Here is a 19,935-nt window from a genome sequence, read left to right on the forward strand (position 1 = left end):
TTCACTCCTCGTCGTCACTGGTGTAGTCGATGTAGAGCTGTACGGCCAGGGGGATGTTCTCCTTGTACCACCGTTCCCAGTTGCCCGCCTTGTCGCCACCCAGCAGCAGCGCCGCCCGGGTGGGGTCGAAGGCGAAGATGATCCTGATCTCCGATCGCCCCCGCGATCCCGGACGCAGTTCCTTGAGATGGTGCAGGGAGCTTCCCTTGAGCCGGTCGACGAGCGGCCTACCCAGCGTCGGCCCCTCCTCCCGGAGAGCGGCTACAGCCTGAGCGACCTGAACCGCCGAGTCGAGATCCTCCTTGAGGAGCGTCCTGAACCAAGCGGCGTACTCGTCTGTGACCTTCACCGTCCACACCAAGAGAGCCCTCTCGAAATCAAGGGTAGCCTTAACATGGACGGTAGGCTACTACCACCCAAAGAGGACGTAGTGCGATTGAACAACTCCGTTCCGTATCCGGACATACCGGTCCTTCAGCTCACCGGGCGGGTAACACAACCGCAACCAAGTGGGGTCGGGATTGCTCCACATGTCAGCCCAATTCGCCGGCGAGGCCGGCCTTCTTGACCAGGCGGCCCCATCGGGGGCTGCGGGTGAAGGCTTGGGCGATGGCAACACCGCTGGGGATGTCGCCATCGGCCTGGCGGTTCTGCTGTGCCCACCGCCATGCCTCTCGCTGCAGCACCCGACCGTTCACGTCGCGCCCAGCGGGCAAGTCGGCGTATTCCTCCTGATCGTCTTGTGGCTCCACGGGGTCGGCTTCCGCATCGGTGGCCGAATCAGGACTGAGAACCGCCAGGACTTCGGCCTCTGCTCGTTCTCCCGCGCAGCGGCGGATCTGGGTCATCAGAAGCTCGTAGCTGCCGATCAGCGCGGCGGACGGCCAGGCGGCGATGATTCGACCGATGAGGCTGGGCTCGGCGACGGCGACGTTCGCGCCGAGGCTGGCGAGGCTGCCGACCACGAGGAGGCTCCAGGCGAGGAGGCCGCCGCGGGAGCCGTACCGGTTGGCCAGGAGGATGGACATCGAGGCGACAACGATCAGGCTGCCGTCGACGGCGAGCGGGATGAGCACCGCCGCCAGGTGGTCCTCACCGTGACGCAGGCACAGCTCGTGCATGTGACGGAACAAGACGACAGCAGCAATCGCCGCCAGTAGGAAAACACCTGCGATTGTCGTACGTTGAATTCGGCGTACCGCGACTCCGCGACCGCTCGTATGAGCAGTGCGCCCAGGTGCTCGGCCACCTTGTCTTCCCGGATGAAGACGTTCCGATGATGCCCTTGACGGCACCGATAGTTGGACTGGTTGTTGATCCATGACCCTTCCATGGACCGCTGGCAGAAGCCGCAGCGCAGCAGCCCTCTGAACACATAGGTCCGCGGCGTGCCGATGACCACCGGAGCGAACTGGGCACGATCGAAGTCCTCCAGGATGACGATGGCCGGGTGAGCGGGACGCCGTGACCGCACCCAGGCCGAATCGGGATTGCTCTGCCTCACCTGATGAACACCCAGGGCGACATCATGGGGATCGATCAGCACCTCGGTCGTGCGTTGCTTGTTCCACACTGATAGCCGGTGTAGCGGGGGTTACGGAGGATCGACAGCACGGTGCCGTCCGTCCACATCTCGCCGGAGCGGTGGGGATTGCGCGCGCGGTCATGGGCGGACGGGCAGGGCACTCCCTCGGCGTTGAGGGTGGCGGCGATCCGGCCGGCGCCCAGCCCGTCGAGCCTGAGCATGAAGATCCTCTTCACCACGGCGGCCGCCGGCGGATCCAGGGCAAGCCGATGGAGCCGCGCTCCTGCGGCGGCCTGGTGGGGGTTGGGGTGGGGTCCGGCGTCGGCCAGGCGATACCCGTACGGCGGACGCCCGCCCAGGAAGCGCCCTTCGAACTCGGTCTGGGCTGTCATCGCGGCGCGGACCCGGACCTGGATCCGGCGGCGCTCGGCCTTGGAGATTCCCGCGTACATGGACATGATGAGGTTGTGCGCCTCGGAGTCCGGATCGATGGGACCGCCGATCTCCGGAACCCACAGCGGCACGCCGAAGTGGGCGAACAGCGGGAAGGTCAGCACCGCCCGGGAGCGCATCGTCTCGGTGGATGACAACGTCCTGTTCAAGGTCAAGATCCAGCGTTGGCGGGAGCGGTGTGGCCGGACAATCGCTGCCCGTGGCTGATGGCAGCCGGACGTCGCGAGGACGGCAGCGCAGACGACTTCTATGCGGCACTCGCCGAACGAGCGCGGCAGGCCAGGAAGACCTACAACAGCTCGCACACGCCGGCACTTGCCACTGACACCTACACAGACGAGCTGCTTCCCGGCCCGCTGGGTTTCTCCCCGCTCAGGGTGGAGATCTTCCGGCGTGCCCACACGACAGCCTTGCACCTGATGTACGTGATTACGTACACTCCAGAGATAGGGAGGATACGATGCACCCGATGTCCGCGAGCGAGTTCCGCTCGAACCTAGCAGCGGCCCTGGACCGCGTCACCGAAGATCTCGACGAGATCGTAGTGACCCGGCCCAACCGCGAACCCGCCGTCGTAATCAGTCTGCGCGAGTACGAGTCCCTGAAGGAGACGGCGTTCCTCCTCGGCATTCCCGCCAACGCCCGTCACCTCGCCGCGTCCATACAAAGCCTGCGCGGTGGCCAGGCCCAGCCTCGTGAACTCATCGAAGACGACGACCAGGAAACCGAGTGAAGATCCTCTTCACGCCGGAGGCCTGGGACGACTACCTCTGGTGGCAGCAGAACGACCGCGTAACCCTCAAACGGCTGAACCGACTGATCGAAGACATCTGCCGCAACGGTTATGAAGGCATCGGCAAACCCGAACCCCTCCGGCAGAACCTGTCAGGTTTCTGGTCACGCCGCATCACCACCGAACACCGCATCGTCTACGCCATCGAAGCCGACATCGTCCAGATCGTCGCCTGCCGCACCCACTACGAATGAAATACCGGCGATCATCGTACGCTGGATGCGGTGGTCTGGCCGGGCAAGATCGGTGTCCACAGCCGCTCACCTCTGCGCGAGCAGGAGGCGGGTGGTGAGGGTGAAGGGATGTGCAATTGGTTCGCCTCCCCCCTCGGACACGTACTTTCCACTATGTGAGGGCTGAGATTCACCTCGGCTCTCACTTTTGCTTTGCCGGGATGGTACGTCAGCGCTGGCGCTGCTGCGACGTCGTGCCGAGGTCAACGCCCGGAAGCGGATCCGCGGCGGGCACATGACGACGATGCTCGACCAGCGGCATCACTCCGGCATGGTGGCAACGCTCGCCGTGTACCTCGGCCGCCTGGGAGACGTCGTGGAGATGGCGCGGCATGGCCCGCAGCCGAACCGAAGACGGCCGCCGTCGGTGGTGGTGGTGGTGGTGCCGCGCACCTCGACGCCCTGCGGCAGGTCGGTGATCGCTTCGACGGCCGCCTCCGGCGCTGCTCTCGATACAGCCGGCTGTTCACCGTGCTCTGATACGTGATGGCTGCCATGCTTCGTAGAATCTCGGTGTGACCGCTACCCCCCAGGACCCGTACGCGGCGCCGCGTACCCGCCCGGAGGTCACGCTGGCACATATCGCGAAGCTGGCCGGCGTGTCCGCCCCGACCGTCTCCAAAGTGATCAACGGCCATCCCGGTGTGGCGGCCGGCACCCGCCGCAAGGTCGAGGAACTGGTCCGGGAGCACGGCTGGCGGCGTCGGCCGGACACCGTCGACTCCAGCGCGGTGGTGGAGGTCATCTTCGAGTCCCTGGACAGCCTGTGGGCGCTGGAGCTGATCAGGGGCATGGACGAGGTCGTCCAGTCCTGCGGCATGATCCTGGGCCTCACCGACATGCGCGGTCGGCGCTCCCCGCACTCGGGCTGGATCAACCAGGTGCTGGCCCGCCGTCCGGTCGGCGTGATCGCGGTCTCGACCGACCTCAGCGAACGCCAGCGGGCCCGGCTGGCCAGCCGCTCCATCCCGCTGGTCGCCCTGGACCCGCGCGGCGAGCCCGACCACGGTGTCCCCTCGGTGGGGGCCACCAACTGGAACGGCGGCCTTTCCGCCACTCGCCACCTGCTGGAGCTGGGCCACCGCAGGATCGCCATGATCAACGGGCCGAACACACTGATGTGCTGCCGGGCCCGCCTGGACGGCTACCGGGCGGCCATGGACTCAGCCGGCATCCCGGCCGATCCCGACCTGGTGTGCACCGGCCCGCTGTATGTGGAGGGCGGCCGCACCCAGGCCCAGGCGCTGCTGGCGCTCCCGGATCCGCCGACCGCGATCTTCGCCGCCAACGACCTGCAGGCCCTCGGGGTCTACCAGGCCGCCCACCGGGCCGGGCTGCGCGTTCCCGAGGACCTGAGCGTCGTCGGGTTCGACGACCTGCCCCTCGCGCAGTGGGCGGACCCGCCGATGACCACCGTGCGCCAGCCCTTGCAGAAGATGGGCACCGCCGCCGCCGAGATGGTGATGGCCCTGGCCTCCCGCAGAGCCCCGGTCGCGGACCGGGTGGAGCTGGCCACCCGGCTGCAAGTGCGCTCCAGCACCGCTTCTCACGGCTAACCCTGGTTCGCCTGCCCACCGTGGGGTCGGCTTCCTGGGACCGGCCGAGAGGACCCGCCCGCGCTCCCGGCCGGCCGCCATAAGGTCAGGGTCAGTAGATTTCGTCCGGGCACGCGGCTGAGACGCCGCCCCCCGGTTCGCACGCACCCGCTGCGGCGGGCCCGACGCGTGCCATGCACTCGGACGAGCCGGATAAGACTGTGCCGGCCCGGTGCAGAGACAGACGGATCAGCGGCGATGGCATCCCGAGGGCCGGCAGAACTGCGGGGCCGGTGCTCTGGCGCCCGGTGAGCGCGGTGACGAGTTCAATCCTGTCGCGGTCGGCGCGCCGTCCTGCCCCGCAGTGTTCCTCGACCCGGCGCCAGGGCCGGGAGGACAAGACACCGGGATGGCGGTCGGTGACCGCGTGGAGCCGGCCCTCGGTGAAAGGCTCAGGAGCGAGTGTTTCCTGAAAATTTCAGAATCATTCATTCCATTAACCGTGTTCACCTGCGGAAACAATCAAAAAGCCTGACCTGGGGTGTCCGCCGCATAGCCCTCTGATTCACCATTTAGGCGCAAACTCGCCCGGAACGCCCAAGGGGTTAATGGTGGACAGATCAACGTCCCCGCCGGTAGTCCGCATCCGCGGTCCTGGTCGTCCATCGGAGCCGTCGAAAGAGCGCCGACAGGGAGCAGCAGCCACACCGGCCCTCTCTCCAGACGACACCGTCGCGGCTGCCGCCCCCGCCCGAACCAGAACCGAACCGCCGACGAGCGACCGACGGCACGAGTGGCGCAGGCCGGCCGACCTGATCGCCCGGATCTCGCATGACCCGATCGGATCGCGTCAAATCCATGGAGGACAAATGAGACACCCGATCGAGTTCGGGCGCATCCGAACTACGGTCATCTTCGTCGTCAGTCTCCTGATGTGCGCGGCGCTGACCATCCCCGCCCGGGCCGCCGCCGCGGATGCCTCAACCAAGTACCTCGGGGTGTTCCGCGAGACGAGTCCCACCCAGATCCTTTCGGGAACCGTCAGCAGGTACGGGGTCACCCCGGCCAGCGTCGAGTGGTTCGACAGTTGGGCCACCGGCAACGCCTTCAACGCGGCCGAGGCCAGGGCCCTGTGGGACCAGGGCGTCATGACGCACTTCACCTGGGAACCCTGGAATCCGGCGCTCAGTGTGAACGATCCCGGCCAGATCCACCTCCAAGACATCGTCGACGGGAAATGGGACAGCTACATCAAGGCCCGCGGCGCGGAGTTCGCATCGGTCGGCGCGCCGATCATGGTCCGCTGGGGACACGAGTTCAACGGCGATTGGTACCCCTGGGGCATCGTCAACAACGGCGGCAACCCCGCTCTGTACATAAGCGCCTACCGGCGGGTGCACGACCTGGCCGTCGCCGCCGGCGCCACCAACGTCCAGTGGGTGTGGTGCTTCAACAACAGCTCCACCCCCAACTCCTCCTTCAACGACCCCGCGCAGTCCTACCCCGGTGACGCCTACGTCGACTGGGTCGGCATCGACGGCTACAACTGGGGCCTCGGCCCGTCCTGGGACCCGGCCGGCAACTACTGGACGAGCTTCGACTCGTTGTTCGCCAGCGCCTACGCCAAGGCACGCGCCGTCGCCCCGAGGCGCCCGGTAATGATCGGCGAGGTCGGCTCCAGCGAGGACGGCGGCAACAAGGCCCAGTGGATCAACGACATGGCGTCCACCCTGCAGTCAGGCCGCTACCCCGACCTGAAGAACGTCGTCTATTTCGACCAGGACAAAGAGGAGCGGTGGTCGGGCACCTCGTCATCGGCCGTCCAAACCGCTTTCACCTCATGGGTCAACCAGACCTACATGAGGGGATCGGGAACGGACCTGGCCAAGGTGGCCGCGGAGTACAAGGGAACGTCCCCATCACCCTCGCCTTCGCCGTCCGCGAGCCCATCACCCTCGCCCTCGCCGTCCGCGAGCCCATCACCCTCGCCTTCGCCGTCCACGAGCCCGTCGCCGGTCGGCGGCGTGTGCTCGGCCACCTACACGACGGTCGGCTCCTGGCCCGGCGGGTTCCAGGGCGAGGTGACGGTGCGTACTGGGGCCTCAGGGATCAACGGTTGGACGGCACGCTGGACCTTGGCCGGCGGGCAGACGATCAGCCAGCTCTGGAACGGCACCTTGAGTATCAGCGGTTCCGAGGTAACGGTGAAGAACATGAGCTGGAACGGCTCGCTGGGCGCGAACGCCTCCGCCACGTTCGGGTTCCTGTCCAGCGGATCACCGACATCGCCCACGCTCACCTGCAGCAGCCCGTGACTTGTCGAATGCCTCATCGCGTTGACAAACCACATCGTTTGTCTCGCGGCCAGAAGCGACGTCTTGCCCGCATGCCCCTACCGGGGCGATGAACCAGCCGTGGCGGCACAAGGTGGCATTAGGCCGCAATCATCATCTACCTGGCCTCAGGAGTTGCGATGTAATGCCACTGAAGCGTCGACGCTTCATCGCCACCACGGCGGCGACCGTCGGCGCTACCGCGCCGCCTTCGGCGACCTTCACTGGCCGAGGGGCCACCGCCGTGTCGCAGCTGATGCCGCCGCAACGCGGCAGCTACGACACGGCCGTGGCCGCTCGCGGGCCGGCCCAGCGCAGGGCGATGTACGAGGTGGCCTGACCCCAGTAGCGCACCCGTTCGCCGGTGATGCGGTAGCCGGCGTGCTGCTCGGGCTCATCCGGTGAGCGGCGTGGGACAGGGATGGTCAGGATGCCGGCGTCCTGCTCGACATGGGTGAGCAGGCCGTGGTTGAAGGTCGACTCCGAAACCGATCGCGTCCGCAAGGCGTCCGCTCAGTTCGCCGGGGAAGGGCATGAACAGCGGGACGATCTCGCCGGTCACACGCTCGCCGTCCTGGTCCGAGCCGACAAGGGGCATGAAACCTACGTAGGCGTCCGCGTCATCGGCCAAGTGACCATCGCCAATCAGGCCGCCATCCTCGACGCGGTGCCCGGCTGCGATCGCGACAGCTGGTATCCCGATGTCATGCCTCGCCGCGATTTCGCGTCGGGCGAGGTGATCTGGTCGAACCTCATGGACCCCAAGCCGCTGCGGCACTCCTGGCCGAAGCCTCGCAAGAGTAGACCCGCATCCCCGTACCGCGAAACGGCCGAGTCCTCGACCTCGTTCCGGCTGCTGGCCACCGCCTACCCCGACGTCCGGCGGGCCCACACCGTACGGCAGCCGACGCCTGCGGAACTCTCCGCAGACAAGCCGCAGGTGGACCACGGCACGCCTTCCGACGAGGAACCGGCGACCCCCGAAAATCTATGTTCGCCGCAGTAGACAATTGAGGCCGCTGGGGCTAGTGTTTCTCACATCGTAAGGAACGGTTCGGCCGGGCAGCGGAAGTACTGGCACCACGATGAACTGCCCGGAGCAAGATGAAGTTGGAAGTTGATGGCAGAAGGTCGGACGTGACGGGCCGGCGCAGTGGTTAGGCCCTGATCGTGGACGCGCTGCCGCAGGTGAAGCCGGACAGGGGTCCGGGAAAGAAATGAAGGGAGTGTTTGACGCCATCAGGATCGCCCGTTGCCGGCTGAGTCTCGCCGCTCGGGTACCGCAGCTCCACAGATAGGAAGGTGGTCTACGGTCACGCATCCGCGATCCCCGCATCACCGCCGCTCAGTACGGCGGATGCGGAAAACAGTGAGCCGGCCGGATATGGCCGGTAGATGGTGTTGAACTCTTCGGGGCCCCGGCACGACAGGTGCCGGGGCCCCCTGTGCTCGTGATGGAAAGGAATGCATGGATCAACCTCACTCGGCCGCCGAAGGTGACACGCTCGCTCACGGCAGGAATGCGGACACGACCGGGTCCAAAGCTGGATCCAGGGCCGAAGACCGGTTCGAGGATCGGTTCGACGATGAGGACTACCCCGCCTACAGCATGGGCGCGGCCGCGGAGATGCTCGGTGTCAGCCCCGCGTTCCTGCGAGCTCTGGGCGCCGTGAAACTGATCGAGCCGAAACGCTCCAGCGGCGGCCATCGCCGCTACTCCCGCTACCAGCTGCGGCTGGCCGCACGCGCCAGGGAACTCGTCGATCAGGGCACTCCTGTGGAAGCCGCCTGCCGGATCATCACCTTGGAAGACCAGCTCGCCGAGGCACTGCGCATCAACAACGCGCGCGACCGCCCGGCCGGACACTAACACCGGTAGAGAGAAGGCCCGGCAGCGTGAAGCTGACCGGGTCTTGGCGTGCAGCGTGGCGACGTGGTCGCGCTTGGTCGCGCTTTTTGTCACCGGCCTCATATCTCCCGGATGACGTACCTCCTACCAGGTGTGATGACGCTTCATACGCTGTCGATCACCGGTATCAAGAGCTGCGCGGCTGTGGTCGACATCCCGGGCCGTCGATTCTCGTGCGGCAGTGATGCAGCAGCCGGAAACGAATCAGGGCCCGCACCTGTGAAGGTGTGAGCCCTGATACGTGGCGCTATTCTGTCAGGCGGCAACGATGTTCTCGGCCTGAGGGCCCTTCTGGCCCTGGGTGACATCGAAGGCCACCTTCTGGCCCTCGTGCAGCTCGCGGTAGCCGCCCTGAGAGATGATGTTGGAGTAGTGTGCGAAGACGTCGGCGCCGCCGCCGTCCTGCTCGATGAAGCCGAAGCCCTTTTCCGCGTTGAACCACTTCACGGTGCCAGAAGCCATGTCGATCTCCTCTTGATAGGTGTAGCCGAAATCCGCACTGTCACGAATTCCGCGTTGCCGCGATAGGCCCACACCCGGAGAAGACCGGCAAACAAAAATGCACCTGAGGCTACATACCGTCAGGTGCACACAAGTTCATTATGGGTACCACAACTGCAACTGTGTCTAACCTAGCACACGTGCGGCGTGATACGCACACCCCGCCGCTACCCGCCTGGATGAGCAGCATTCCGCGCAGCTCCGCACGCCCCACCCCCCGTATCTCAGGCAGCGCACCCCGCGGCCGTCACCCGCGCCTGCCGCACGTCCGCCTGCGCCGATGCCCCAGGCACTCGCCATGACGGGGCGCACTACCTGCCGATCCGGCCCCTGGTGGCCCCCTGACCATCCGCCGCCGCGCAACCGGGAGCCTGAAAGAAAGCAAGGTGCTGCCGCACGGTCAGCGCGTCATTGAGCACCACCTGCTGCGGGCAGTACCCGACCCGGCCGCTGTGCCGGATCGTGCCGCGCGTCGGGCGCAGCTCCCCAACGAGGATCTTCAGCAGCGTGGACTTCCCCGCACCGTTTTCCCCCACCACCCCGGTCAACACGCGATCAGAACCGCGATCAGGCGGGAGACCTGCGAGATGTCATCGAAGGAGCCTGACGTTACCCGTTCGGCTACCGCCTCGACATCGCCGGCGCCCGCTGGGGATTACCAGGTGCCAAACCCATCTTGAAACTTCGCACGCTGATCTCCAGCGGAGATCACGGCCTACAGGGGCTATCGCCTCGACCGTGGGCACCACCGCATTCATCAAACCACGGCCACGCGGCGATGATTCGGCCGATCAGGCTGAGTTCCGCAATGGAGACGTCCGCTCCGAGGCCGGCGAAGCTGCCGACCACGAGCAGGTCCCAGGCCAGGAGGCCGCCGCGCGAGCCGTATCGGTTGGCCAGGGGGATGGACATCGAGGCGACGGACGATCAGGCCGTCGCGCGAGCGGGATGAGCACCGCTGCCAGGTGATCCTCACCGTGGCGCAGGCAAAGCTCGTGCATGTGCCTGAACGAGACGACCGCAGCGATTGCCGCCAGGAGGAAAACACCGGCGATCGTCGTACGCTAGAGGCGGCGTACCGCAAGTCGCCCTGAGCAGCCGCGAGGTGACCCCGGTGGGGCGGCGTCAGCCGTACCGGAGGATGAAGTCCTTTTCCGAGTCCTCGCTGTCGCCCATCATTCGGCCGACCGCCCACATGCCGCTCGAACCGGGGATCCCGCTGATCGTCGCGTGCCGCACCGGAAGCCTCAGCTTGGGGCCGTACGACGTGGTCCAGGCGCCCTGCACATACCGCATGAAGAGGACCTGCTTCGGGTGGGAGAGGTCGACGCCGCTCACCCAGATGTTTCCGGAGGCGTCGGCGGTGAGGCCGGTGATGCGGCCCTTCGCCACCGGGAGGGGCACCTGGCGCCACGACTTGCCGTCGAAGTGCAGCGCGAGCGGCTTGAAGTCACTCCAGTCGTACGGATTGCCGATCTGACCGACCGCCCAGACGTCGTCGGCGCCGATCGCCCGCACCTGGTTGAGCTTCCCCTCGGGAATCGCCGGGGTCCGGCTCTCCTCCCAGCGGACCCGACCGCCCCGCTCGGTCCCTCGTACGACCAACGGTCCGGTCTTCTGCGCGCCCACCGCCCAGACCTCACCCGTCCCGCGGCGGGCCGACAGCGCGGCGAGCGAGCCCTTGTGGGTGTACTCCCTGACGAACCCGGCGCGGCCGCTCCAGCTCAGGACGACCGCACGGTCACCGGTCTCGTCGAGACTCCCGGCGAACCACACCCGCCCCCGGCCGACCTCGACGTCGGACAGCCTTCTGTTCCCGGTCTTGCCGAACGGCCGGTACATGCTCCAACTCCTGCCGTTCCAGTGCCCGACCCGTACGTTGAGGCCGTTGCCGACCGTCCACACGTCGTCGGGGGAGGTCGCGCTGACGGCGTCGAAATGGTGGACGTCCGAGTCGTACCCGGCCGGCGGCCGATAGGCGGGCATGGTCGCACTCTTCCACTGGGTGCCGTTCCACCGTGCGACGGCGGGGCAGCTCACGGCCTTCTCCCGCCCGCAGCCGTACCCGACGGCCCACGCGTCCCGGGCCCCGGTCGCCGTCACGTCCAGCAGGGCACTGCCGTTCGGCCCGAGGGCCGCGCCCTTGACGACCCGCCACTGCGCCGGGGCCGCCTGCACGGTGCCGGCCCCGATCGTCAAGCCGGCTACCGGGACGGTCACGACCGAGATGGCGACGGCGAGCGTGACGCGGGCCGAGGCGCGAGGGATGTCCATGGCAGGGGTCCTTTCGTCTGCGGTGGGACAGACGCAGTCTGAGACGGACCCCTTGCAGACCTCTTGATCGGCGATTACCGCCGACCTCATGAATTCACGGGCGAACGGCCGACCGTCACGTAATGCGAAGAGGTGCCGCCCCGAGAGCGGCACCGGCATGGACGAGGGGGCGTGGGCGTGCCGGACCACGGCAACGAAACTCTTGGTCAGGGCCGTGCACGGCCGCCCCTGCAGGCCGATTGCAGCGCCCCGATATGTCGTAATCAAGGGACGTGCAAGCGGCCGACCTTTCACTGGGCGCGATCATTCCCGGCGCCGATCACGCCGGGAAGCAACGCACCCAGGAGTTCACCATGAAGCGCACCGCACTCGGTCTGGCCGTCACCGCGATCGCCGGCCTCGCCGTCCTCCCCTCCGCGGCCGCCGCCGGCACCACGACGGCCACCAGGTCCGTGAGCGCGACGCCGAAGCCGCTCGCAGGTGTCGCCGTCTACCTGAGCTACGGCAAGGGCTATCCGATCAGCCGCTACGAACCGGGCAAGGGGTTCATCAAGCTCGGCAGCGCACCGGATCTCACCTTCCAGGTCGCCGCCTCGCCCGACGGCACGAAGCTCGCCTGGGTCACGCTGGACCGCCTGCCGAAGGGCAAGCTCCACATCGGGGACGGGAGCACGTCGAAGGTCGTGGCCAAGGGAATCGCCGCCAACTTCCCCTGCTTCACCCCGGTCTGGTCCCCGGACTCCACCAGGGTCGCCTTCTTCGGCAAGCACGCCAACGCCAAGACCGGGACACCTCTCATGGTCATGAACGCGAACGGCACGGGCGTACGCAAGGTCGGCGTACCGCTTGGCGCCTGCCACCTCGCCTGGTCCGCGGACGGACGCCACCTCGCGGGGGCGGCCGGCGACGGCGTCTTCATTTTCGACATCAAGACCGGGCGGTCGGTCCGGGTCAAGGGCATCAAGTACGCGAACCACGTGCACAGCCTGTCGCCGGACGCCAGGAAGGTCGTTGTGCACACGTTTTCGGGGAATGACCCGGAAGGCGACTACGTCTGGCCGATCGGGTCCACCCCGACGATCGTCGACACCGTCACGGGCAAGCGGGTCCCCATCCCGGTCAAGGGGACGAAGATGGGTGCGTTCTACCTCCCCGACGGCCGTCTCGTGGTCCGCGTCCGCGGCCGCACGCACAACACCCTGGTCGTGCTCGACTCGACCGGCCGGGAACTGCAGCGGCTCGCCGAGCCGGCGAAGGCGCGGAACCAGGCCCTGCTCCAGATCGTCAGATGACCCTGCCGCCTGTCCCCGGGAACGAGCGGGTCAGCGGGTGTGAGTCCGGTCACGACACCTTCTTGACCGGGTGACGCAGGGCCGGGCTGAGGTTCTCATAGCCCAGGCCGGTGAGCGTACTTGTCCAGCAGGACGCGGGCGCGGTCGTAGCCCGGGCGGGCGCGGCGGCCCGGTGTGCGGGCGGATGTCGCCGGCGGGCGGGGACGGGGCGGCGCCGTCCTGAGAGCCGGCCTGCGGCCCGCCGCCCCTCCTGCGTGAGGAACGGCGGCCTTCATGGCAGGCTGACGGTCGCTCAGCTCGCGGCACCACGTGGAGGTCTGATCCACCGCCTCGGCCGCGAGAGCCCCGCCGCGGTCAGGCAGTCGTGCTCAAGCACTTCTCCGCGACGGCGTTGGTCTTCTTGGTGTAGCAGGCGTAGTAGGTGTAGCCGCGCTTGATGGAGTAGGCGGCGGTGTAGCTGGTGCCGCTGATGTCCTTGGTCTCGACCTTTTTGTAGCCGTTGGGGCCCCTGACGATGAGGTTGATGTTGTACTTCGAGTTCATGGTGCTGCTCGGGCTGGTGACTCGGGCCCAGTAGTACTTATGACCCGCGTACGTTCCGGTGCGCAGCTGCAGGGTTCCCAGCGAGCCGCTGTACTGCTTGTAACTGGAGACGCCGGTGGCCTTGGTCGGGGCGCCGGTGGATCGCGCCGGTGCGGACGCAGCCTGAGCCGCCGGCATCGCCGCGCTCGCCACCGCCACGATCGCGGCCGTGACACAGATCTTGGCCAACGACGTGCCGCCTCTAACCTTGAACATCGATATGTCCCTTTCCGGTTGATATCAGGATTCCCCCGCTGATGGCCGGTGGGGGCCCGCCCGGCGAGCGCCTTGCCACAGCCGACAACAGCCGGTGCCGCCCGCTTTCCCGCATTCGGCAACAACGGCCCCAAAGCCGTACCCAGGCTAGAGAAGACCGTGCCACGCCGATGTCAGGTGAACTCCCGACAATTCGCTCACCGTTGCGAACGATGGCACGCCGGCTCACAGCTCGGTGGCTATGCAGGCAAGCGGAACGCCATCTGCGTGCTGCTATGAGCACCGCTCAGGGATCTTGGCAGGCGGAAATGCCGGTGAGTTCGGGCACCGGCAGGGGCTGGTCTGCGAGTCAGAGTGGTTGCTATGCGTGGCCGGCATGGCACCGGAGCGGATCCTCGGCCTGGCCGACGGATCGCTCGTGCTGATCGAGCCCGCCGTACCGGAGCCGTTGTTCACTCCGAAGGGCGGTCGTGGGTGGATCGCCGCGAGCAGGGCTGCCGACGTGCTTCCCGAGGGCCGGCCAGGCGCCTGGGTTTGTTGGGGCTCCGATCGACAGATGCCACCGACGTGTTAGTAGAGTGACCTGGGGTGCGCCGGGAAGCCTGGTCGGCAATGGCCGATCTGTACCCGGAAAGCCTGGAGCGCCGCATGACGAACCCTGCCTCGCCACATAAGCCGGCCCTGCTTGATCGGGGCTCCTGGGGCGAGGCGCGCAGGATCGGCGCCATCCTTCGCAAGGAGACCGTCGGCGGGGTGTTGCTGCTGGTCGGCGCGATGGCGGCGATCATCTTTGCCAACTCCCCCTGGGGGGACGCATATGAGACGCTGCGCAACGTCCGCTTCGGGCCCGAAGCGCTCCATCTGAATCTGAGCCTGGCCACCTGGGCCGCTGACGGCCTGCTGGCGATTTTCTTCTTTGTGGCAGGGCTCGAGCTCAAACGTGAATTCGTCGCCGGTGACCTCCGCAACGCACGGCGAGCCGCGGTCCCGATAGCGGCGGCGCTGGGCGGGGTGATCGTCCCGGCTCTGCTGTACCTGCTCATCACCCGGGGCGTGGAAGGCGCGGCCCGCGGGTGGGCGATCCCCACCGCCACCGACATCGCCTTCGCCCTGGCGGTGCTGGCGGTCATCGGCCGTTTCCTGCCCACGGCGCTGCGCACCTTCCTGCTCACGTTGGCCGTGGTCGACGACCTGGTGGCCATCGCCATCATCGCGCTGTTCTATACCGAGGACTTGTCACCGGTCCCGCTGCTGGCGGCACTGGCACCGCTGGCGGTCTTCACCGTACTGGTGCAACGCCGGGTTCGATCATGGTGGTTGCTGCTGCCGTTGGCCGCCGCCACGTGGGCGCTGGTGCATGCCTCGGGTGTGCACGCCACCGTCGCCGGCGTTCTGCTCGGCTTCGCCGTACCGGTCTTGCGGAGCCAGAAGGCCGGAGGCCCTGAGGCCGGGCCCGGTCTGGCCGAGCATTTCGAGCACCGGTTCCGCCCCATCTCGGCCGGAGTGGCCGTACCGGCGTTCGCGTTTCTGTCGGCGGGAGTGTCCCTCGGCGGGCTGGACGGCCTGGGGAGCGCCTTCCGTGATCCGGTCGTGCTGGGGGTCGCAGTGGGCTTGGTGGTGGGCAAGCCGATCGGCATCATGACGGCGACATGGCTCATGGCCCGCTTCACCCACGCCGACCTGGACGAGGACCTGACCTGGGTGGACATGCTGGGATTGTCAATCCTGGCAGGGATCGGGTTCACCGTCTCGCTGCTGATCGGCGAACTTGCCTTCGGCCTGGGCAACGACGAGCACGTCAAGGTGGCGGTGTTGTCCGGTTCGGTGACCGCAGCGCTGTTGGCGACAGTGGTTTTGCGGTTGCGTAACCGCGTCTACCGGCGCATCCATGAGATCGAGACCGCCGACGTCAACCAGGATGGCGTGCCGGACGTTTATCAGATCGGCCGGTCCGAAGCGGCCGATCGCTGACGCAGAGGCGGTGAGGCGCCTTTCGCGTCGTTGAGCCGACCCCATCGCCAACGTGACCAGGACTGTCATGCGGCGAGAACGCGCCTCATCAGGGCTTTGAGGGTGAGCGCGCCCAGAAGCCGGCCCTCGTCCACGACCGCGACGAATGGGCTTTGGGTGCGCATCATGAGTTCGGCCAGTTGCAGCGCGGTGGCGTCGGGGCCGCTGATCGGCAGCTCGCGCGGCGGGGCAGACAGACAGGCACGCATGGTTCGGCCGCTCGTCTGGTGCAGAATCCCGTCAGCGTGAGCCTCGTCCACCACCCGGACCAGGACCGGATCCACCTGGCAGTAGCCGGGGACGACCAGACGTAGCACTTCGGTCTCCGACAGGACCGTGACCGGCGACCCGTCATCGTCGACCACGATGAGGCCGGGCAGGTCCTGCTCGGTGAGCAGCCTCACCGCGTCGACAACGGTCGAGTCCAGATCGATCGTCGGAAGATCGATGAGCAGATCACGGGCGCGCACGGTATGACCTCCGGCTCCAGGCGGCATGACGTGCCGACCAGACTTCCCGGCTCACCTGAACCGACATTATCGACAATCGCGGAGATGCGATACAAGGGACCTCCACGGCTACCCTCCCGTGCGGCGGCGGATTTGTGACGTGCGCGTAGATGTTCACCGTGATCGATGGGCTCGCGTGCCCCAGCCGCTCCCGGGCGGGGGTTCCCCTCCGTTGATTTATCGATTATCGTCGATTTTCGATGAACGGTGAAAAGAAGGGTCCGCTGCCCCGGGCCGAGGCCGAGGAGTACGCGAGCTGGTTCAAGGCGCTGGCGGACGCGACGCGGATCCAGATCGTGTCGCTGCTGGCCCGGCGGCGCGAGCCGATGAGCGTGGGCGAGATCGTGACCGCGTCGGGGGTGGGTCAGTCGACGGTCTCCCACCATCTGAAGATCTTGGCCGAGGTGGGCTTCGTCCTCGTGGAGCGGCAGGGCACCTCCGCCTTCTACCGGATCAACGACAGCTGCGTGAGCTGCTTCCCCACCGCCGCCGACGTGGTGATGGGCAACCCGGTTCCGGCAGCTCCCGTCTGCGAGTGAAGGAGAACGCGATGGCACATGACAAGGTCGTCGAGCGCTATTCAGGACTGGCCCGCGCCGCCCTCGAGGGACAGATCGCCCTGGATTGCAGTGCGGAGGAGTTCGATCAGGGCTGTTTCGGCGCCGCGGGGTACGACGACACCACCGGCATCCCGGAGAGCGCGGTGCGTGCCAGCCTCGGCTGCGGAAACCCGGTGGCCGTCGCCGAGTTGCGCGCCGGTGAGACCGTACTCGACCTCGGCTCGGGTGGCGGCATCGACGTGTTGCTGTCGGCCCGCCGGGTCGGTCCGTACGGCAGGGTTTACGGGCTGGACGCCAGTCCCGACATGGTCCGGCTGGCCCGCGCCAACGCCGAGCAGGCGGGGGTGGCCAACGTGGAGTTCCTGCACGGCGCCATCGAGGCCGTCCCACTGCCCGATCACGCGGTCGACGCCGTCATCTCCAACTGTGTGATCAACCTGTCCGATGACAAGGCCGCCGTCATAGCCGAGGCGTTCCGGGTCCTGCGCCCCGGCGGGCGGTTCGGCGTGAGCGACGTGGTCACTGTTGGCCCGGTCGATCCGGTACGGCGCGAGACCGCCGAGCAGCGGGTGGGCTGCGTGGCCGGGTCTTTGACCGTGGCGGAGTACCACGACCTGCTGCGCCGGGCCGGCTTCGTCGGCCTCACCATCCGCCTGACCGCCGATCACGGCGACGGCGTCCACTCGGCGATCGTCCAGGCGACCAAGCCCGTGACCGGCCCCGGCCGGGTCTGACAGGCCTAACCACCCGCGCCGTCCATGCGGGCGAGGCTCCGGACCAGGTGACGGGCATCGGCGCCGACCCCGCGCAAGGTGTTGGAGGAGGGGGTGCGCTGCCATTCCAGCCCGAGGTAGCCCAGCCCCGGGTGCGTGTGCGACACTCCCCCGCGCTGCAGTGGCCGTCCGTCAGCGGTCAGCGCACCGAGATCGGCCAAATAGTCCAGATTGGGCCGATATCCAGTGGCCAGAAGCACCGCGTCGATGCGCTCACGGTGGCCGTCGGCCCATTCGACGTGATCGCCGTCCAGCCGGTCGAACATCGGGCGGCGGTCGAACCGCCCCTGGCGCAGGGCCTGGCGGTAGCGGCCGTCATCGAGCACGGGTACGGTCGGCGGGCGATCGGCTCGGCGCAGGGGGAGCCGGTCGAATCCGGTCAGGCGGAGCCAGAAGTGCAGGTCCCGTCCGAGCGGACGCTGGGCCACGAACCGGATCGGGTCACGGCTGGCCACGGTGACCCGCGCGTGCGCGGCCAGTTCGTAGGCGATCTGGATCGCCGAGTTGCCCGCTCCGACGACCACCACGCGCTCGCCGGACAGCGACGCCGGGGAACGGTAGTCGGCGGCGTGCAGGACCTGGCCGGTGAAGCCGTCCAGTCCCGGCAGGACGGGTCGGTGCGGGCGGGCGAACGAGCCGCTGGCCGCGATCAGGATGCGCGCGGTCAGCACCTCGCCACCGGCCAGGCGTACGGAAAAACCGTCGCCGTCCGATGCCTCCACCGCCGTCACGTGGGCGCCGGTACGGATCTCGGCACCGCGTCCGACCAGACCGGCGGCGTAGCGCTCCAGGTAGTCGACCACCTCGTCTCGGCACGGATACCGCTCGCCGTCACCACCGAAGGCCAGGCCCGGCAGGGAACTGTAGCGGGCGGGCGAGAACAGCTTCAGGCTGTCGTAATAGCCCCGCCAGGATCCGACCGGCCGATCGGAGGCCTCCAGCACCAGCGGATGCCACCCTGCCCCCAGCGCGGCGTGCGCTGCGGCCAGGCCCGCCTGCCCGCCCCCGACGATGACCACGGAGTCCCTGTGAGAAGTCATGCGGGAAAACATATCGTCATCTTCTAATATGTCAATATGACGATGCGAGCAGTAGGGTGCGCCTCAGGAGGATGAGATGGCCGAGACGACAACACACCGCGACACCGTCGGCGACGCGGAAAGCACCGTCCCCTGCACACCGCCGGCCGCCGGGCCAGGCTGCGGGTGCGGCGACCCGTGCACGGTGCCGGAACTCGGCCAGGACGTCCACGACTTCCTCAAGGCCCTGGCCAGCCCGGGCCGCCAGCAGATCATGCTGCTGTTCGCACGTGGCGCAGAACTGTCGGTCGGCCAGGTCGCCGAACGCGCGGGCATCAGCCAGTCCACGGCTTCCCAGCAACTCGCCCTGCTCCGCCGCGGCGGCATCGTCACCTCCCGCCGTGATGGCAAGGAAGTGCTGTATCGCGGCGACCGTGAACGCGCGATGCGCATGCTCACCGACCTGCGGGATTACCTGTGCTTCTGCTGCTGACGGACACGCGGAGGCGAAGCGCCGCTGACGGGCACGCGGAGGCGAAGCGCCGCGTACGTCAGCCCATGGAAAGGCCTCATCGCCGGCGTCCTGGCACACCGCCGCCTGCGCCGGATCACCCCTTGACCGCCCCGGCGACCATTCCCGTACCCACCCTGCGCTGCAGGAACAGGAAGACGATGAGAACGGGCAGGGCGAACAGCGTGGCCGCCGCCATGGTGGCCCCCCAGTCGGCGCCGAACACGTCGCGGAAGGACGACAGCCACACCGGCAGCGTCCGCCTGTCCTGATCCTTGATGATCAGGACGTTGACGAACGCGAACTCGTTCCAGGCGGTGATGAAGCCGAACAGCGAAGTCGCCATCAGGCCGGGCGCGAGAAGCGGGAAGATCACCCTGCGGAAGGCGGCCGACCGGGTGCATCCGTCGACCAGCGCCGCCTCCTCGATTTCGACCGGGATGGCGGCCAGAAAGCCGCGAAGCGTCACGATCGTGAACGGCATCGTGATCGTGAAGTACACACCGGTCAGCATGGCGAGCGAGTCCAGGAGATCGCTGTCGCGGGCGATGATGAACATCGGCACGAGCAACGCCTCCCAAGGCGCCATCTGCGCGGCGAAGACCGCCACGATGAACGCCCCCCTCCCCTTCCAGCGCATCCGCGCGACCGCGAACGCGGCAAGGAGCGAGACGACGAGCGCGATCAAGACGGCGCCGCCGGTCACGATCAGGCTGTTGCGCCAGAACGTCCAGAACCCGTCGGCGCCGACGGCCGTGGCGAAGTGCTCGATCGTCGGATGCGCGGGCCACAGGGTGGGCGTCTCGGATTGGATGTCGGTGGACGATTTGAACGCGGTGACGACCATCCAGTAGACGGGGAAGATCATCACGGCGAGGACGGCGAGGGCCGCGGTGTTGAGCGCGAT

The 19,935-nt window shown here is 67.5% G+C and carries 24 protein-coding genes and 2 pseudogenes; 12 read left to right on the plus strand and 14 right to left on the minus strand.

Annotation, left to right across the window (positions count from 1 at the left end):
• Position 1: 1 nt before the first annotated feature.
• From AP234_RS14255 to AP234_RS14265, 4 genes are all read right to left on the minus strand, one after another.
• Entirely contained in the window at positions 2 to 349 is a 348-nt protein-coding gene (locus AP234_RS14255; protein WP_235558170.1) for a type II toxin-antitoxin system RelE/ParE family toxin, read from the minus strand.
• 184 nt (positions 350 to 533) lie between these two features.
• Positions 534 to 1,121 carry a DUF2637 domain-containing protein gene (locus tag AP234_RS14260; protein ID WP_235558171.1) on the minus strand — a complete coding sequence of 196 codons (588 nt, stop codon included), beginning with the start codon at positions 1,119 to 1,121 and terminating at the stop codon, positions 534 to 536.
• Positions 1,043 to 1,573 carry a zinc ribbon domain-containing protein gene (locus AP234_RS38610; RefSeq protein WP_235558172.1) on the minus strand — a complete coding sequence of 177 codons (531 nt, stop codon included), beginning with the start codon at positions 1,571 to 1,573 and terminating at the stop codon, positions 1,043 to 1,045. The genes AP234_RS14260 and AP234_RS38610 overlap by 79 nt, the downstream gene beginning before the upstream one ends.
• Positions 1,540 to 2,133 (minus strand): recombinase family protein, encoded by a 594-nt coding sequence (locus tag AP234_RS14265; protein ID WP_200926518.1) that lies wholly within the window; start codon positions 2,131 to 2,133, stop codon positions 1,540 to 1,542. The genes AP234_RS38610 and AP234_RS14265 overlap by 34 nt, the downstream gene beginning before the upstream one ends.
• Before the next feature lie 314 nt (positions 2,134 to 2,447).
• Between AP234_RS14265 and AP234_RS14270 the strand changes: the two genes are divergently transcribed.
• From AP234_RS14270 to AP234_RS14290, 5 genes are all read left to right on the plus strand, one after another.
• Positions 2,448 to 2,711 carry a type II toxin-antitoxin system Phd/YefM family antitoxin gene (locus tag AP234_RS14270; protein WP_308440851.1) on the plus strand — a complete coding sequence of 88 codons (264 nt, stop codon included), beginning with the start codon at positions 2,448 to 2,450 and terminating at the stop codon, positions 2,709 to 2,711.
• Positions 2,708 to 2,965 carry a Txe/YoeB family addiction module toxin gene (locus tag AP234_RS14275; protein WP_055480143.1) on the plus strand — a complete coding sequence of 86 codons (258 nt, stop codon included), beginning with the start codon at positions 2,708 to 2,710 and terminating at the stop codon, positions 2,963 to 2,965. The genes AP234_RS14270 and AP234_RS14275 overlap by 4 nt, the downstream gene beginning before the upstream one ends.
• 274 nt (positions 2,966 to 3,239) lie before the next feature.
• Positions 3,240 to 3,491, plus strand: a complete 252-nt coding sequence (locus AP234_RS14280) for a hypothetical protein (protein WP_055480144.1) — start codon at positions 3,240 to 3,242, stop codon at positions 3,489 to 3,491.
• 28 nt (positions 3,492 to 3,519) lie between these two features.
• Entirely contained in the window at positions 3,520 to 4,560 is a 1,041-nt protein-coding gene (locus tag AP234_RS14285; RefSeq protein ID WP_055480145.1) for a LacI family DNA-binding transcriptional regulator, read from the plus strand.
• Positions 4,561 to 5,408: 848 nt separating this feature from the next.
• Complete coding sequence (locus AP234_RS14290; protein ID WP_055480146.1) at positions 5,409 to 6,854, plus strand: cellulose binding domain-containing protein; 1,446 nt, start codon at positions 5,409 to 5,411, stop codon at positions 6,852 to 6,854.
• A gap of 294 nt (positions 6,855 to 7,148) precedes the next feature.
• Here the strand turns inward: AP234_RS14290 and AP234_RS36245 are convergent, their stop codons facing one another.
• Positions 7,149 to 7,376, minus strand: coding sequence for a hypothetical protein (locus AP234_RS36245; protein WP_062414237.1), 228 nt, complete (start codon positions 7,374 to 7,376; stop codon positions 7,149 to 7,151).
• A 127-nt stretch (positions 7,377 to 7,503) separates the two neighbouring features.
• Between AP234_RS36245 and AP234_RS36250 the strand changes: the two genes are divergently transcribed.
• Together AP234_RS36250 and AP234_RS38615 are read left to right on the plus strand one after the other, a co-directional pair.
• Positions 7,504 to 7,878 carry a hypothetical protein gene (locus tag AP234_RS36250; protein ID WP_062414236.1) on the plus strand — a complete coding sequence of 125 codons (375 nt, stop codon included), beginning with the start codon at positions 7,504 to 7,506 and terminating at the stop codon, positions 7,876 to 7,878.
• 462 nt (positions 7,879 to 8,340) lie between these two features.
• A complete protein-coding gene (locus tag AP234_RS38615; protein WP_235558173.1) occupies positions 8,341 to 8,742 on the plus strand; it encodes a MerR family transcriptional regulator in 402 nt (133 codons plus the stop codon).
• Between the two features lie 294 nt (positions 8,743 to 9,036).
• Here AP234_RS38615 and AP234_RS14310 read toward each other — a convergent pair whose 3' ends face one another.
• From AP234_RS14310 to AP234_RS14320, 5 genes and pseudogenes are all read right to left on the minus strand, one after another.
• Positions 9,037 to 9,243, minus strand: coding sequence for a cold-shock protein (locus tag AP234_RS14310; protein ID WP_055480149.1), 207 nt, complete (start codon positions 9,241 to 9,243; stop codon positions 9,037 to 9,039).
• A 350-nt stretch (positions 9,244 to 9,593) separates the two neighbouring features.
• Positions 9,594 to 9,821, minus strand: a complete 228-nt coding sequence (locus AP234_RS39175) for an ATP-binding cassette domain-containing protein (protein WP_431998650.1) — start codon at positions 9,819 to 9,821, stop codon at positions 9,594 to 9,596.
• Between the two features lie 169 nt (positions 9,822 to 9,990).
• Complete coding sequence (locus AP234_RS38625; RefSeq protein ID WP_235558174.1) at positions 9,991 to 10,194, minus strand: hypothetical protein; 204 nt, start codon at positions 10,192 to 10,194, stop codon at positions 9,991 to 9,993.
• A 41-nt stretch (positions 10,195 to 10,235) separates the two neighbouring features.
• Positions 10,236 to 10,337, minus strand: a pseudogene (locus tag AP234_RS39520) (DUF2637 domain-containing protein); the annotation flags it as partial.
• A 70-nt stretch (positions 10,338 to 10,407) separates the two neighbouring features.
• A complete protein-coding gene (locus tag AP234_RS14320) occupies positions 10,408 to 11,556 on the minus strand; it encodes a hypothetical protein (RefSeq protein ID WP_055480151.1) in 1,149 nt (382 codons plus the stop codon).
• Positions 11,557 to 11,909: 353 nt separating this feature from the next.
• Here AP234_RS14320 and AP234_RS14325 point away from each other — a divergent pair, with 353 nt between their 5' ends.
• Positions 11,910 to 12,848, plus strand: a complete 939-nt coding sequence (locus AP234_RS14325; protein WP_152990413.1) for a hypothetical protein — start codon at positions 11,910 to 11,912, stop codon at positions 12,846 to 12,848.
• 354 nt (positions 12,849 to 13,202) lie between these two features.
• On the opposite strand, the gene AP234_RS14330 is transcribed toward AP234_RS14325, so the two are convergent.
• Positions 13,203 to 13,646 carry a hypothetical protein gene (locus tag AP234_RS14330; protein WP_055480153.1) on the minus strand — a complete coding sequence of 148 codons (444 nt, stop codon included), beginning with the start codon at positions 13,644 to 13,646 and terminating at the stop codon, positions 13,203 to 13,205.
• Between the two features lie 648 nt (positions 13,647 to 14,294).
• On the opposite strand from AP234_RS14330, the gene nhaA reads away from it, so the two are divergent.
• Complete coding sequence (gene nhaA, locus AP234_RS14335; protein WP_055480415.1) at positions 14,295 to 15,617, plus strand: Na+/H+ antiporter NhaA; 1,323 nt, start codon at positions 14,295 to 14,297, stop codon at positions 15,615 to 15,617.
• A 65-nt stretch (positions 15,618 to 15,682) separates the two neighbouring features.
• Here the strand turns inward: nhaA and AP234_RS14340 are convergent, their stop codons facing one another.
• Positions 15,683 to 16,126, minus strand: coding sequence for a CBS domain-containing protein (locus AP234_RS14340; protein WP_055480154.1), 444 nt, complete (start codon positions 16,124 to 16,126; stop codon positions 15,683 to 15,685).
• A 239-nt stretch (positions 16,127 to 16,365) separates the two neighbouring features.
• Between AP234_RS14340 and AP234_RS14345 the strand changes: the two genes are divergently transcribed.
• Entirely contained in the window at positions 16,366 to 16,704 is a 339-nt protein-coding gene (locus AP234_RS14345; protein WP_055480155.1) for an ArsR/SmtB family transcription factor, read from the plus strand.
• 11 nt (positions 16,705 to 16,715) lie between these two features.
• Positions 16,716 to 17,459 carry a methyltransferase domain-containing protein gene (locus tag AP234_RS14350; RefSeq protein WP_055480156.1) on the plus strand — a complete coding sequence of 248 codons (744 nt, stop codon included), beginning with the start codon at positions 16,716 to 16,718 and terminating at the stop codon, positions 17,457 to 17,459.
• Between the two features lie 5 nt (positions 17,460 to 17,464).
• On the opposite strand, the gene AP234_RS14355 is transcribed toward AP234_RS14350, so the two are convergent.
• Complete coding sequence (locus AP234_RS14355; RefSeq protein WP_055480157.1) at positions 17,465 to 18,538, minus strand: flavin-containing monooxygenase; 1,074 nt, start codon at positions 18,536 to 18,538, stop codon at positions 17,465 to 17,467.
• 76 nt (positions 18,539 to 18,614) lie between these two features.
• Between AP234_RS14355 and AP234_RS14360 the strand changes: the two genes are divergently transcribed.
• Positions 18,615 to 19,010, plus strand: coding sequence for an ArsR/SmtB family transcription factor (locus AP234_RS14360; RefSeq protein ID WP_083502105.1), 396 nt, complete (start codon positions 18,615 to 18,617; stop codon positions 19,008 to 19,010).
• A 208-nt stretch (positions 19,011 to 19,218) separates the two neighbouring features.
• On the opposite strand, the pseudogene AP234_RS14365 reads toward AP234_RS14360, so the two are convergent.
• Positions 19,219 to 19,896 (minus strand): annotated as a pseudogene (locus AP234_RS14365) (carbohydrate ABC transporter permease); the annotation flags it as partial.
• Positions 19,897 to 19,935: the final 39 nt, after the last annotated feature.

This window comes from Sphaerimonospora mesophila, from assembly GCF_001417795.1.
Classification (GTDB): domain Bacteria; phylum Actinomycetota; class Actinomycetes; order Streptosporangiales; family Streptosporangiaceae; genus Sphaerimonospora; species Sphaerimonospora mesophila.

Bases quoted from the DNA above. Each gene is read 5' to 3' on its own strand.
- AP234_RS14260 (WP_235558171.1), bottom strand. From the start codon at position 1,121: ATGCACGAGCTGTGCCTGCGTCACGGTGAGGACCACCTGGCGGCGGTG.
- AP234_RS14270 (WP_308440851.1), top strand. From the start codon at position 2,448: ATGTCCGCGAGCGAGTTCCGCTCGAACCTAGCAGCGGCCCTGGACCGC.
- AP234_RS14280 (WP_055480144.1), top strand. From the start codon at position 3,240: ATGACGACGATGCTCGACCAGCGGCATCACTCCGGCATGGTGGCAACG.
- AP234_RS14290 (WP_055480146.1), top strand. From the start codon at position 5,409: ATGAGACACCCGATCGAGTTCGGGCGCATCCGAACTACGGTCATCTTC.
- AP234_RS38615 (WP_235558173.1), top strand. From the start codon at position 8,341: ATGGATCAACCTCACTCGGCCGCCGAAGGTGACACGCTCGCTCACGGC.
- AP234_RS14310 (WP_055480149.1), bottom strand. From the start codon at position 9,243: ATGGCTTCTGGCACCGTGAAGTGGTTCAACGCGGAAAAGGGCTTCGGC.
- AP234_RS38625 (WP_235558174.1), bottom strand. From the start codon at position 10,194: ATGTCCATCCCCCTGGCCAACCGATACGGCTCGCGCGGCGGCCTCCTG.
- AP234_RS14320 (WP_055480151.1), bottom strand. From the start codon at position 11,556: ATGGACATCCCTCGCGCCTCGGCCCGCGTCACGCTCGCCGTCGCCATC.
- AP234_RS14325 (WP_152990413.1), top strand. From the start codon at position 11,910: ATGAAGCGCACCGCACTCGGTCTGGCCGTCACCGCGATCGCCGGCCTC.
- AP234_RS14330 (WP_055480153.1), bottom strand. From the start codon at position 13,646: ATGTTCAAGGTTAGAGGCGGCACGTCGTTGGCCAAGATCTGTGTCACG.
- nhaA (WP_055480415.1), top strand. From the start codon at position 14,295: ATGACGAACCCTGCCTCGCCACATAAGCCGGCCCTGCTTGATCGGGGC.
- AP234_RS14345 (WP_055480155.1), top strand. From the start codon at position 16,366: ATGAACGGTGAAAAGAAGGGTCCGCTGCCCCGGGCCGAGGCCGAGGAG.
- AP234_RS14350 (WP_055480156.1), top strand. From the start codon at position 16,716: ATGGCACATGACAAGGTCGTCGAGCGCTATTCAGGACTGGCCCGCGCC.
- AP234_RS14355 (WP_055480157.1), bottom strand. From the start codon at position 18,538: ATGACTTCTCACAGGGACTCCGTGGTCATCGTCGGGGGCGGGCAGGCG.
- AP234_RS14360 (WP_083502105.1), top strand. From the start codon at position 18,615: ATGGCCGAGACGACAACACACCGCGACACCGTCGGCGACGCGGAAAGC.